Source organism: Segeticoccus sp. (genome assembly GCF_035708005.1).
The window spans coordinates 1-12,798 of the sequence record NZ_DASSTI010000188.1; the positions used below are offsets into that span (position 1 = coordinate 1).

The 12,798-nt window shown below is 73.7% G+C and carries 14 protein-coding genes; 10 read left to right on the plus strand and 4 right to left on the minus strand.

Features of this window, described 5'->3' with window-relative positions; genetic code table 11:
- Positions 1-79 precede the first annotated feature (79 nt).
- From VFL99_RS17805 to VFL99_RS17840, 8 genes are all read left to right on the plus strand, one after another.
- On the plus strand, positions 80-1,525 hold the full coding sequence (locus VFL99_RS17805) for an aldehyde dehydrogenase family protein (RefSeq protein WP_325107711.1): 1,446 nt from the start codon (positions 80-82) through the stop codon (positions 1,523-1,525).
- Complete coding sequence (locus VFL99_RS17810; protein WP_325107712.1) at positions 1,522-2,505, plus strand: aldehyde dehydrogenase family protein; 984 nt, start codon at positions 1,522-1,524, stop codon at positions 2,503-2,505. The genes VFL99_RS17805 and VFL99_RS17810 overlap by 4 nt, the downstream gene beginning before the upstream one ends.
- Before the next feature lie 25 nt (positions 2,506-2,530).
- The gene (locus VFL99_RS17815; RefSeq protein ID WP_325107713.1) at positions 2,531-3,181 is read left to right on the plus strand and encodes a uridine kinase family protein; all 651 of its coding nucleotides are present in this window, start codon (positions 2,531-2,533) and stop codon (positions 3,179-3,181) included.
- A 53-nt stretch (positions 3,182-3,234) separates the two neighbouring features.
- Positions 3,235-4,356 carry a hypothetical protein gene (locus VFL99_RS17820; RefSeq protein ID WP_325107714.1) on the plus strand — a complete coding sequence of 374 codons (1,122 nt, stop codon included), beginning with the start codon at positions 3,235-3,237 and terminating at the stop codon, positions 4,354-4,356.
- 5 nt (positions 4,357-4,361) lie between these two features.
- A complete protein-coding gene (locus VFL99_RS17825; protein WP_325107715.1) occupies positions 4,362-5,084 on the plus strand; it encodes a DUF4129 domain-containing protein in 723 nt (240 codons plus the stop codon).
- Entirely contained in the window at positions 5,081-6,304 is a 1,224-nt protein-coding gene (locus tag VFL99_RS17830) for a DUF4350 domain-containing protein (RefSeq protein ID WP_325107716.1), read from the plus strand. The genes VFL99_RS17825 and VFL99_RS17830 overlap by 4 nt, the downstream gene beginning before the upstream one ends.
- Entirely contained in the window at positions 6,301-7,326 is a 1,026-nt protein-coding gene (locus tag VFL99_RS17835) for an AAA family ATPase (protein WP_325107717.1), read from the plus strand. The genes VFL99_RS17830 and VFL99_RS17835 overlap by 4 nt, the downstream gene beginning before the upstream one ends.
- A 112-nt stretch (positions 7,327-7,438) precedes the next feature.
- Positions 7,439-8,731: a DUF58 domain-containing protein gene (locus VFL99_RS17840; RefSeq protein WP_325107718.1), complete on the plus strand. Its 1,293-nt coding sequence runs from the start codon at positions 7,439-7,441 to the stop codon at positions 8,729-8,731.
- Between the two features lie 35 nt (positions 8,732-8,766).
- On the opposite strand, the gene VFL99_RS17845 is transcribed toward VFL99_RS17840, so the two are convergent.
- A complete protein-coding gene (locus VFL99_RS17845; RefSeq protein WP_325107719.1) occupies positions 8,767-9,762 on the minus strand; it encodes a stage II sporulation protein M in 996 nt (331 codons plus the stop codon).
- Between the two features lie 62 nt (positions 9,763-9,824).
- Here VFL99_RS17845 and VFL99_RS17850 point away from each other — a divergent pair, with 62 nt between their 5' ends.
- The gene (locus VFL99_RS17850; RefSeq protein WP_325107720.1) at positions 9,825-10,640 is read left to right on the plus strand and encodes an RDD family protein; all 816 of its coding nucleotides are present in this window, start codon (positions 9,825-9,827) and stop codon (positions 10,638-10,640) included.
- A gap of 43 nt (positions 10,641-10,683) precedes the next feature.
- Complete coding sequence (locus VFL99_RS17855) at positions 10,684-10,833, plus strand: hypothetical protein (protein WP_325107721.1); 150 nt, start codon at positions 10,684-10,686, stop codon at positions 10,831-10,833.
- 21 nt (positions 10,834-10,854) lie between these two features.
- Here the strand turns inward: VFL99_RS17855 and VFL99_RS17860 are convergent, their stop codons facing one another.
- The 3 genes from VFL99_RS17860 to VFL99_RS17870 all read right to left on the minus strand — a co-directional run.
- Complete coding sequence (locus VFL99_RS17860) at positions 10,855-11,988, minus strand: adenosine deaminase (protein WP_325107722.1); 1,134 nt, start codon at positions 11,986-11,988, stop codon at positions 10,855-10,857.
- Positions 11,981-12,361: a cupin domain-containing protein gene (locus VFL99_RS17865; protein ID WP_325107723.1), complete on the minus strand. Its 381-nt coding sequence runs from the start codon at positions 12,359-12,361 to the stop codon at positions 11,981-11,983. Before VFL99_RS17865 ends, VFL99_RS17860 begins: the two co-directional genes overlap by 8 nt.
- Before the next feature lie 31 nt (positions 12,362-12,392).
- A partial coding sequence (locus tag VFL99_RS17870) for an MFS transporter (protein ID WP_325107724.1) occupies positions 12,393-12,798 on the minus strand: 406 nt, incomplete at its 5' end.

Sequence of the window (12,798 nt, forward strand, 5' to 3'; positions counted from 1 at the left end):
CAACGCACCAAGATCCGCTACGCCGCCGAGGGAGCCGCGCGCTACCCGGGCCCCGACTACCTCACCCTGGACTGAGGCCATGAGCACTCCCTTCGACTACGCCCCCGCTCCGGAGTCCCGCGCGATCGTCGACCTGTCGCCGTCGTACGGCCTGTTCATCGACGGCGAGTTCGTCGACGGCCACGGCACGCCCTTCAAGACGATCAGCCCGAGCACCGAGGAGGTCCTCGCCGAGGTCGTCGAGGCCGACGAGGCCGACGTCGATGCGGCCGTGAAGGCAGCCCGGCGGGCGTTCCGCTCGTGGAGCCGGATGTCCGGCGCCGAGCGGGCCAAGTACCTCTTCCGGATCGCCCGGATCATCCAGGAGCGCGCCCGCGAGATCGCCGTGCTCGAGTCGCTCGACAACGGCAAGCCGATCAAGGAGTCCCGCGACGTCGACATCCCGACCGCGGCGGCGCACTTCTTCTACCACGCCGGGTGGGCGGACAAGCTGGAGTATGCCGGGCTCGCACCGGACGTGCGCCCGCTCGGTGTCGTGGGCCAGGTCATCCCGTGGAACTTCCCGCTGCTCATGCTGTCGTGGAAGATCGCCCCGGCGCTGGCGACCGGCAACACGGTGGTGCTCAAGCCGGCCGAGACCACCCCGCTGACCGCGCTGCTGTTCGCGCAGATCTGCCAGCAGGCCGACCTGCCACCGGGCGTCGTCAACATCGTCACCGGCGCCGGCGGCACCGGGCAGGCGATCGTCGAGCACCCGGACGTGGACAAGATCGCGTTCACCGGCTCGACGGACGTGGGCAAGCAGATCGCCCGCACGATCGCCGGGACCCGCAAGCGGGTGACGTTGGAGCTCGGCGGCAAGGCGGCCAACATCGTCTTCGAGGACGCGGCCATCGACCAGGCGATCGAGGGCATCGTCAACGGGATCTTCTTCAACCAGGGGCACGTCTGCTGCGCCGGATCCCGGCTGCTGGTGCAGGAATCCATCGCCGACGACGTCATCCGGCGACTCAAGCGCCGGCTCGGCACGCTCCGCGTGGGTGACCCGCTCGACAAGAACACCGACATCGGCGCGATCAACTCCGCGGCGCAGCTGGCGAAGATCAAGGAGCTCAGCGAGGTCGGCGAGGCCGAGGGAGCGACCCGGTGGAGCCCGCCGTGCGAGCTGCCGGAGCGCGGGTTCTGGTTCGCGCCCACGGTGTTCACCGATGTCTCGCAGACCCAGCGGATCGCCCGCGAGGAGATCTTCGGCCCCGTCCTGTCGGTGCTGACCTTCCGCACGCCGCAGGAGGCCGTGGCCAAGGCGAACAACACGCCCTACGGCCTCTCGGCGGGGGTGTGGACCGAGAAGGGCTCGCGGATCCTGTGGATGGCCGACCAGCTGCGCGCCGGCGTGGTCTGGGCCAACACGTTCAACCGCTTCGACCCGACCTCGCCGTTCGGCGGCTACAAGGAGTCCGGCTACGGCCGCGAGGGCGGCCGACACGGCCTGGAGGCCTACGTGACCACGGGAGGGACCCGATGACCGAGACCAGCAGGGCGACGAGCGGCCGGCACGGAAGCGGCGGCAGCGGACGGGGCTCGGCCGGCACCCGGGGCCGGGCCACCGCGCGCGCCCGGCTCGACGTCCGCAAGACCTACAAGCTCTACGTCGGTGGCGCGTTCCCGCGCAGCGAGTCCGGCCGCTCCTACGAGGTGTTCTCGGCCGGCCGCAGCCCGCAGTTCCTCGCCAACGCGGCCATGGGCTCGCGCAAGGACGCGCGCGACGCCGTCAAGGCAGCACGGGCGGCGTGGGCAGGCTGGGCCGGCGCCACGGCATACAACCGGGGGCAGGTGCTCTACCGGGTCGCCGAGCTGATGGAGGGCCGCCGGGAGCAGTTCGTCACGGAGGTCACCGCGGCCGAGGGGCTGACCCGCGCGCGTGCCGAGGCCGTCGTGGACCAGTCCATCGACCGGTGGGTCTGGTATGCCGGGTGGTCGGACAAGATCGCCCAAGTCCTGGGCAACCTCAACCCGGTCGCGGGGCCGTACTTCGACATCTCCGCCCCCGAGCCCACCGGGGTCGTGGCCGTGCTGGCGCCGCAGCGGTCCTCGCTGCTCGGGCTGGTCTCGGTGCTGGCCCCCGTCATCGTCTCCGGCAACGTGGCCGTCGTCCTGGCCAGCCAGGACCGCCCGCTGCCGGCGATCACGCTGACCGAGGTGCTCGCCACCTCCGACGTGCCCGGCGGCGTGGTCAACGTGCTGACCGGCAGGACCGCCGAGGTCGCGCCGTGGCTGGCCTCGCACCAGGACGTCAACGCCCTCGACCTCACCGGGGTGGCCGGTGCGGACGGCGTCGACTGGGGCGAGCTGGAGCGGTCCGCCGCCGACAGCCTCAAGCGCGTCCTGCGCCCCGGGGGCGACGGCGCCGAGGCGGTCGAGCCGGACTTCACCGCCGCACCCGACCTGGCCCGGATCCGCGCGTTCCTCGAGACCAAGACGGTCTGGCACCCCAAGGGCCGCTGACCCCGGCGCCGTAGACTGGCCTTCCGTGAAGGATCCGGGCCAGTCGAAGGTGGTTGTCCTCTGCGGACCCAGCGGGGCCGGCAAGTCCCGTCTCGCCCGCCGGTTGTCGAAGCGGCACGGCTGGCCGATCGTCCGGCTCGACGACTTCTACCGCGAGGTCGGCGACCCCGACCTGCCGATGCTCGACCAGGCCATGGAGGGCATCCCCGACTGGGACGACCCACGGTCCTGGGACCGCGCCGCCGCCGTCGATGCCCTGGAGACGCTGGCCTGGACCGGCCGGGTGGACGTGCCCGACTACGACATCGCCACGTCACGCCGCGTCGGCCACCGCCCGATCGAGGCACCTCGCGGCAGCTGGATCCTCGCCGAGGGCATCTTCGCCGCCCAGGTGGTCGAGGAGCTGCGCAACCATGGCCTGCTCGCGGCCGCCTGTTGCGTGCGCAACAACCGGTGGCTGACCTTCTGGCGGCGGCTGCTGCGCGACCTCAGCGAGCACCGCAAGCCCCCGCTCGTGCTCTGGCGGCGCGGGCTGCGGCTCGCGCGTGCTGAGCCGCAGATCGTCGCCGAGCAGCGGGCCCTGGGCGCCACCCCGCTCACCGGGCACGAGGCCGAGGCCCTCATCGAGCGGCTCGCCGGCTGCCCGACGGCACCGGAACACGCCGCGACACGTTAGATTTCTCGCAGCAAGCGCGACACACGGCGCCGTGAGTTTGGGGGATCAGGATCGTGACGGCATACCCGCCGCCGGGGGCGACACCGCCGCCCGGGTCGGTACCCCCGCGCGGCAGCAGCCTCTCCCCCGCGCCCGGCAGCGCCCCACCGCCAAGTGCCGCCCCGCCCCCGGGCGGCCCACCTCCGAGCGGTCCGCGGTATGCCGGAACGCCCGCCCCAGCCGGACCGCCCCCGGGCGGCCCCGGCGCCGAGTCGCTGTTCCTCGCGCACAAGCCGGGCGTCATCCCGCTGCGTGCCCTGCGCCTCGGCGACATCTACGACGGCGCGGTGAAGACCGTCCGCCGCAACCCGCGCGCCACGATCGGCCTGTCCGCGCTGGTGGCCGCGGCGTTCCTCATCCCCTCGGCGCTCATCACCGGCTGGCTGGTCTCCCGCGACAGCGGCTCCGGCGGCAGCGACATCGCCGCCCTGTTCGGCACCTTCGGTCAGGCGATCGCCGTGCAGGCCGCCACGGTCATCCTGACCGGCCTGCTGGTCTACGTGGTCAGCGAGGCGGTGCTCGGCCGGCGCGCCGACCTCGGGCAGACCTGGCGGCGCACCCGCGGCCGGCTGCTGCCGCTGATCGGCCTCAACCTGCTCATCGCGCTCGTCGCCGGCGTCGTCGTCGCGGCCCTGTTCGTCGGGCCGATCGTGCTGATCGCCCACGACAACCTCGGCAGCGGCATCGGCCTGCTGCTCGTCGCGGTCGGGCTCACCCTGGTGGGCCTGCTGTGGCTGCAGACCCGCACCTGCCTCGCCGGTCCGGCGCTCGTGCTCGAGCGGACCGGCATCGGCCGCAGCCTGCGTCGCGGCTGGCGGCTCAGCAGCGGCGCCGACTTCTGGCGGATCCTGGGCATCAACCTGCTGACGATGCTCGTGGTCGGCATCGCCTCCTCGATCCTCGCGGCGCCGTTCACCATGATCGGCCCGGTCGTGCTCATGGCCACCGGCCTCGACCCGGACACGCTGATGGTCGTCCAGCTCTTCCTCAGCCATCTCGCCCAGCTGATCACCGCGGCGATCATGACGCCCTTCGCGGCTGCGGTGACCTGCCTGCTCTACGTCGACCAGCGCATCCGCCGGGAGGCCCTCGACGTCACGCTCGTGCGGGCGGCGCAGGCCCGGACCCGCGCCTGACCGGCATGCTCGCCCGCCCCACCGCCGACGGCCCCCCGCTCGGACCGTCCTCCGACCAGGCGCGGCAGTGGCTGGAGCGCGAGCTCGCCCATGCGGAGTACCACCAGGGCAACACGTTCCTCGACCGCATCGCCGAGTGGTTCGCCAACCTGTTCAACCGGTCCACGGAGCTGCCCGCCACCCCCAACCCGGTCTCGGTGGTAGTGACCGTCGCCCTCGCCGTCGTCGTGGTCGCCCTGCTGGCCTGGGTGCTGCCCCGCATCCGCCGCGAGCGCCGCGCGCCCTCAGGGCCGGGTGCCGTGCTCAGCGACCCGACCCTGAACGCCGCCGACTACCGCGACCGGGCCCGCCGCGCGCTCGCCGAGGGCCGGGCCGACGCGGCCCTGCTCGACGCCTTCCGCGCCCTCACCAAGGCCGCCACCGACCGCACCCTGCTGGACGAGGCCCCCGGCCAGACCGCGCACGAGGTGGGGCTCGCCCTGACCGACCCGTTCCCCCAGCACACGGCCGACCTCACCCGGGCGGCCGACCTCTTCGACGCGGTGCGGTATGGCGACACGCACGTGGATCGCGAAGCGGCCCAGTGGATGCAGTGGCTGGATGAGCAACTCGCCGGCACCCGGCCCCGTCGACCGGGCGCGGGCGACGGTACGGCTCCGGGCGCCGGCGGGGCCGACCCCGTGACCGGGCAGCCGGCGGACGTCGCCCCGCCGAGGGGGCCGCGGTGAGTGCGCCGGCGACCCTCGATCGGCCCACCGAGCCCGGGCCCGCGCCCTCCCGCTCCCGTGCCGGGCGCCGCTGGCGCGCCCCGGTCCTGTGGGGGGTGGCCGTCCTGGTCGTGGCGGCCGCGCTCACCCTCATCGCCCTCGGCCAGCAGCGCAACAGCGCGGCCCTCGACCCCGACAACGTGCAGCCCCACGGCACCCACGCCCTCGTGCAGGTGCTGCGCGACCACGGCGTGCAGGTCACGGTGGTGCGCTCCCAGCGGCAGCTGCTGGCCGCCGATCCCGGCCCCGGGACGACACTGGTGGTCACGGACACCGAGCAGTTGTCCGCGCACACGGCGCGGACCGCGCGGCGGGCCGCCGCCCACAGCGACCGGATCGTCCTGGTCCAGCCCGGTCGCGCCGCCATCCGCGGCTTCGCGCTGCCCGTGGAGCGCGGCCCGGGCACCGCCCAGCCCACCACGGCGCACTGCGCGACGGGTGACGTGCGGCGCGGCGACCGGATCACCGGCACCCGGTCCACCTACGTCCCGGACCCCGGCGCCCCTGCCGAGGTCTGCTTCCCCGGCCCCGGCGGCACGGGCGGCAGCGTCGTCACCGTCCCCGCCACCGACCAGCGCCCGCAGGCGGTTCTGCTCGGCAGCACCGACCTGCTGACCAACGGCACCATCACCCGGGCCGACCACGCCGGGGTGGCGGTCCGCGCGCTCGGGCACTCCCCTCGGCTGGTCTGGTACGTCGCGAACGTCGAGGACATCAGCGCCACCGACCAGAGCGCCGTGTCCACCATCGTCCCGGCCTGGTTCACCCCCGCCCTGCTGCTGCTCGGCTCCGCCGCCCTGGTGCTGATCCTCTGGCGCGGGCGCCGGCTGGGCCGGCTGGTCACCGAGCCGCTCCCCGTCGTCGTGCGTGCCACCGAGACGACCGAGAGCCGGGGCCGGCTCTACCGCAAGGCCCGCGACCGCGACCGGACCCTCGCCGTCCTGCAGGCCGCCACCCGCCGCCGCCTCACCGCCCGGCTGGGCCTGCCTCCCGGCTCGTCTCCCGAAGCGCTGGCCAGCGCGGTCGCGAAGGCAACAGGCCGCCATACGGCCGCCGTCGCGCACCTGCTGGGCAGGCCACCGGCCGAGGGCACCCCACCGCCACCGGTGGCCGACGATGCCACCATGCTGAACCTGGCCAGGGAGCTGGCCCGACTCGAGGAAGAGGTACGCCGCCGATGACCGAGACCGATGACCGCACCGGCCCCGCCGGCGACTCCGTGACCGACGCGACGGGCACCGACACCGCCGGTGCCGACCACGCACGGCGGGCGCTGCTCGCGGTCCGCCACGAGGTCGCCAAGGCCGTCGTCGGGCAGGACGCCGCCGTCTCCGGCATCATCATCGCCCTGCTCGCCCGCGGGCACATCCTGCTCGAGGGGGTGCCGGGCGTGGCCAAGACGCTGCTGGTGCGCTCGCTCGCGGCGGCGCTCGACGTCGACACCAAGCGGGTGCAGTTCACGCCCGACCTGATGCCCGGTGACCTCACCGGGTCGCTGGTCTACGACCAGCGCACGGCCGAGTTCTCCTTCCGGGAGGGACCGGTCTTCACCAACCTGCTGCTCGCCGACGAGATCAACCGGACCCCGCCGAAGACCCAGTCCGCGCTGCTGGAGGCCATGGAGGAGCGGCAGGTCTCGATCGACGGCCGCCCGCACCGGGTGCCCGACCCGTTCCTCGTCGCCGCGACGCAGAACCCGGTCGAGTACGAAGGGACCTACCCCCTGCCCGAGGCGCAGCTGGACCGGTTCCTGCTCAAGGTGGTGCTGCCGCTGCCGCCGCGGGAGGACGAGCAGCAGGTGCTCCTGCGGCACGCCGCCGGGTTCGACCCGCGCGACCTCGCGGCGGCCGGGGTCCGCGCGGTGGCCGGGCCGGCCGACCTGGCGGCGGGCACCGCGGCGGTGCGCAGCGTGAGCGTGTCCCCGGAGATCGCCGGCTACATCGTCGACATCGCCCGCGCCACCCGCTCCTCGCCGTCGCTGGCCCTCGGGGTGAGCCCGCGCGGTGCCACCGCGCTGCTGGCAACGAGCCGGGCGTGGGCCTGGCTCAACGGCCGGGCCTTCGTGACCCCGGACGACGTCAAGGCGCTGGCCCACGCCACCCTCGGGCACCGGCTGACCCTGCGGCCCGAGGCGGAGCTGGAGGGTGTGCACGTCTCCTCCGTGCTGGACAGCGCGCTCGCCTCGGTGCCCGTCCCGCGGTGAGGGCCGTGCCCACCAGCCGTCCTGCTCCCACCAGCCGCGCGTGTCCGGTCGGGAGCGGTATGCCGGGTCGCGCACCTCGGCTGCCCCGACGCGTTGCTGCCGCAGGTGAGCCGTGGCACTGACCGGGCGTGCCGTCATACTCCTGCTGCTGGGTCTCCTCCCGACGGTGGTCTGGCCGAGCGCGACGACGGTGCGGCTCTGGTGGCTCGTGGTCATCGTCGCGGTCGGGCTCGACGTGCTGCTCGCGCTGAGCCCGCGGCGCCTGGAGATCCACCGCGAGCCGCCCGGACAGGTGCGGCTCGGGGACTCCGGGCGCAGTGTCCTCCTGGTGAGCAACCCGACCGCCCGGCGCTTCCACGGGCTGGTGCGCGACGCCTGGCAGCCGTCGGCCGGCGCGGTCGGCGACCGGCACCGCGTGGTCCTGCCCGGCGGGGAGCGGCGCCGGCTGGTCACGCTGCTGACCCCGACCCGGCGCGGCGACCGACTCGCCGACACGGTGACCGTGCGCAGCCTCGGACCGCTCGGCCTCGCGGCACGACAGCGCTCGCTGGACGTGCCGGGGCACATCCGGGCCCTGCCGCCGTTCAGCTCCCGCAAGCACCTGCCCAGCCGCCTGGCGATGCTGCGCCAGCTCGACGGACGCTCGGCGGTGCGCACGAGGGGGCAGGGCACGGAGTTCGACTCCCTGCGCGACTACGTCGAGGGCGACGACGTGCGCAGCATCGACTGGCGCGCGACCGCCCGGCGCACCAACGTGGTGGTCCGCACGTGGCAGCCCGAGCGGGACCGGCGCGTCCTCCTGGTGCTGGACACCTCGCGGGTCGCGGCCGCGCGCGTCGGTGACATGCCCCGGCTCGATGCGGCCATGGACGCGGCGCTGCTGCTGGCCGCACTCGCCAGCCGGGCCGGCGACCGCGTCGACCTGCTCGCCGGGGACCGCCGGATCCGGGCGCGGGTCTCCGGCGCGAGCCGCACCGAGCTCCTCAACGACCTGGTGAGCGGCATGGCGCCGCTGGAGCCGGCGCTGCTGGAGGCCGACTGGCCGCTGCTGGCCGGGGCCGTGACCGGGCTGTCCCGGCAGCGGGCGCTCGTGGTGCTGCTGACGCCGCTGGAGCCGGCCGCCGTCGAGGAGGGGCTGCTGCCGGTGCTGCCGGCCCTGGCCCACCAGCACCGGGTGGTGCTCGCGTCCGTCGCGGACCCGGCGCTCGCGCCGATGGCGGCAGACCGCTCCGGGGTGCGGGAGGTCTACGACGCGGCCGCCGCCGAGCGGACGGTCGCGCTGCGTCAGCGGACCGCGGAGACGTTGCGGCGCATGGGGGTCGAGGTCCTGGACGCCGACCCGGAAGACCTGCCGGTGCGCCTGGCCGACCACTACCTGCTGCTCAAGAGCCAGGGCCTGCTCTGACAGTGGTCCGGCGTCAGGGCCCGCTCTGACTGGAGTCAGGCGGCGACGGGCGCCGCGTCTCCGGCGTCGCGAGCGCTCACGTCCCCGGTGGCGCCCCGGCGCGCGGCCCACCGGCCGGCGGTGAACACGTAGGTCAGGAAGGCGATCTCGGCTACCACGCCAATGCCGATCCGCGCCCACGTCGGTAGCCCGGACGGCGTCACGAACGCCTCGATGATGCCGGAGACCCCGAGCACGACGATGAGCCCGAGGGCGGTGCTCATCGCCGAACGGCCCTCGGCGGCCAGCGACTGCGACCGCGTCCTCGGCCCCGGCTCGATCCACGACCAGAACAGGCGCAGCCCGGTCGCCGCAGCCACGAACACCGCGGTCAGCTCGAGGATCCCGTGCGGCAGGATCAGCCCGAAGAACAACCCGGCCCGGCCGTGGTGGGTGAGGATGGCGCCGGACAGCGCCACGTTCAGGATGTTCTGCCAGAGCAGGTAGACGACCGGGACGCCGAGGATGCCGAACGCGATGCACAGCGCCGACACCCAGACGTTGTTGGTCCAGACGCGGAAGGCGAAGTCGGAGGCGGCGAACTCCGTGTAGTAGTTGGCGAAGTCGGAGTTGACCAGCTGCTTGACCTCCTGCGGCGACAGCAGCGCGCTCTCCACCTGCGGGTGGGCCAGGAACCATGCGCCGATGACGAAGGCCGTCACGACGTTGATGAGCGCGGTCGTGATCCACCACCAGCGGGTGCGGTACAGCTGGGCCGGGAAGGTGTCGGTGAAGAAGCGCGCGGCATCGTGCCACGACAGCGACCGGGTGCCCGCCGTGCGCTGCCGGGCACGGGCGAGCATCGAGGACAGCCACGCCACCAGGGTCGGGTCCGGCGCCGCGGAACGGACGACGGACAGGTGGGTGGCCACCCGCTGGTAGAGGTCGAGCACCTCGTCGGCCTCGGCACCGGTCAGCCGACGCTGGCGCACCAGCTGGTCGAGCCGTTGCCACTCCCCCTGGTGCGCGTTCACGAACGCGTCAAGATCCACACGGCACAGCGTAGGCGAGCACGGGTGAGCGCGGTGAGCGCACGGCATACACTGACCGCGTCATGGCGACCAGCGCGACGATCGGGGTGGGGCACGACGACTTCGTCACGAGCGAAGCCGTCGCGATCGAGCTGCCCGCGGCCACCTTCCCGGTGCGGATGCTGTCCGGGCTGATCGACGTCATCGTCGCCGTCGTCTTCATCTGGGGCCTGAGCGCGATCGCCGCCGTCGTGGCGTCGCCCGGCAGCTCCGCCCTGCTGGCCTCGGCGATGCTGCTCGCGTTCGTGTTCGCCATCGTCGCGCTGCCGGTGACGCTCGAGACGCTGCTGCACGGCCGTTCGCTCGGCAAGCTGGCCCTCGGCCTGCGTACGGTGCGCGACGACGCCGGACCGATCGGCTTCCGCCACGCCCTGACTCGCGCCCTCATCGGCGTCGTCGAGATCTGGCTCTTCCTCGGCGTGCCGGCCCTGGTGTCGGCGCTCATCAGCGAGCGCGGCAAGCGGCTCGGTGACCTGGCGGCCGGCACCTACGTGGTGCGGGACCGGGTGCGGCTGGTGCTGCCGATGCCGGTGCAGATGCCGCCCCACCTCGCCGGGTGGGCGGAGCACGCCGACATCGCTGCGCTCCCGGACTCGCTCGCGCTGTCGCTGCGCCAGTTCCTCGGCCGCGCCCAGACGCTGGCGCCGCCCGTGCGTGCGGACCTCGCCCGGCGCCTGGCGGAACAGACGCTGAAGGACGTCGCGCCGGCTCCGCCACCGGGCACCCACCCTGAGTACGTCATCGCCGCCGTCATCGCCGACCGCCGCCGACGGGACGCCGACCGGCTGCGCCGCGAGGCCGAGCTGCGTCGCCGGTTCAGCAGCGAGTCCGCGCTCTGAGGTGCCTACACTGACACCACGTACGGCCCCTGAGGAGGGCGGCATGGCGATGTCTCTCTGGCTGGTGCTGCTGCCGGTCATCGGCCTGCTGGTCGTGGCCGCCGTGGTGGTCAGCGTGGTGCTGGTCCTCCACGCGACGAGGGCCAAGCCGGTGCCGGTCGAGCACCGGCCCCCACCACCGCCCGGTCCCTAGCACTGCCGCGGAAGGCCCCGGCTACGCGAGTACTTGGGCGTAGCCGGGCTTGACGACGTCCTCGATCAGCGCCAGCCGCTCGTCGAACGGCAGGAACGCCGACTTCATCGCGTTGACGGTGACCCACCGGAAGTCCTCCAGCGACCAGCCGCAGTCGTCGCGCAGCAGGGCCAGCTCGCGGCTCATCGAGGTGCCACTCATCAACCGGTTGTCGGTGTTGACCGTGACGCGGAACTTCAACCGCTTGAGCAGCGAGATCGGGTGCGTGGCAATGGCTCTCGCCGCCCCCGTCTGCACGTTGCTGCTCGGGCACATCTCCAGCGGGATCCTCCGGTCCCGGACGTATGCCGCGAGGAGGCCGAGCGTGACGTCGTCGGGCTTCGCGGCGCTCGCCCGGGCGACGTCCGCGGCATACGGCTCTCCGTCGACCCGGAGGTCGTCGACGATCCGCACCCCGTGGCCGAGCCGGTCGGCACCGCACCACTGGATCGCCTCCCAGATGCTCGGCAGGCCGAAGGCCTCGCCGGCGTGGATGGTGAAGTGGGCATTCTGGCGGCGCAGGTACTCGAACGCGTCGAGGTGTCGAGTGGGTGGGAACCCGGCCTCGGCGCCGGCGATGTCGAAGCCGACCACCTCGCGGTCGCGGTACTCCACCACCAGTTGGGCGATCTCGGTGCTCTTGGCCGCGTGCCGCATGGCCGTCAGCAGGGAGGTCACGCGGATGCGGTGGCCCGCCTCGGCCGCCAGCCGCTCGCCCTCCCGGAAGCCGGCGTTGACGGCGTCGATGACCTCTCCCAGCGTCAGGCCGCGGGTCAGGTGCTGCTCGGGGGCATAGCGGACCTCGGCATACACCACGCCGTCCGCGGCCAGGTCCTGGGCGCACTCACGGGCGACCCGCCGCAGGCCCTCGACCGTCTGCATCACCGCGAGCGTGTGCTCGAAGGTCTCCAGGTAGCGCTCCAGCGACCCGGAGTCCGCCGACTCGCGAAACCACAGGCCGAGCTCACCGGAGTCGGTCGTCGGCAGGCCGTCGTAACCGACCTCCTGGGCGAGCTCGACGATGGTCTGCGGGCGGAGCCCACCGTCGAGGTGGTCGTGCAGCAGGACCTTCGGCAGGCGGCGCAGCTCCTCCTCGCGTGCCTCAGGCTCAGGCACCGGCATCGACCTCCTCCTCACGACCGACCGCTTCCGGGCTGAACGCCGGCAGGCACACCGCGACGTACTCGGCGCCGTCCTCGCCGCAGCGGTAGCGGATCCGCTCGCCGGCGCTGGTGATGATCGACTGCCCGGCGCTCACGGTCGTCGGCCCGCCCTCGTGCTCGACGATCACGCTGCCCTTGAGCACCAGCGTGATCTCGTCGAACCGCGGCTGCTGGTGCGGCTCCTCCCAACCGGGCGGGGCGACCATGTGGGCGACCGAGACGGCCTCCGTGCCGGTGTTCACCCGGCCGACGTGCTCGTCGATGATCTTGCCGCTACCAGGTGGCTGCACGGGGATGCGGGTCGGGTTCGCAATGAACTGTGGCATGCCGCCACCGTAGCGCCGCCGGGGTGGACCGTCAGGCGGCGAGGTCGACCGACGCCGGCTCGACCTCGACGCCGTCCTGCGCCGGTGTCAGGTGGTGGCGCAGCCGCCAGAACAGCACCGCCCCCAGCGCGGTGCCGCCGACCGTGCACACCACCCAGACATCGGCCCGTCCGTGACCGATCAACAGGCCGGCGAGCGCCGGGCCGATGATCATGGCCACCGTCCACGACATGCCCAGCAGCGCGTTGTAGCGACCGCGCAGGTGCTCGGGCGCGAGGTCGTTGACGACCGCGGGGGCCAGCGGCGCCCACAACGTCTCGCCGAGGCCGAAGAAGCCGAGCCCCGCGACGACCAGCGCCACGGTGAGCCAGCCGTCGACCGCTCCCGACAGCGCGATCACCGCCCAGGAGAGCGACCACGTGCCCGCACAGAGGGCG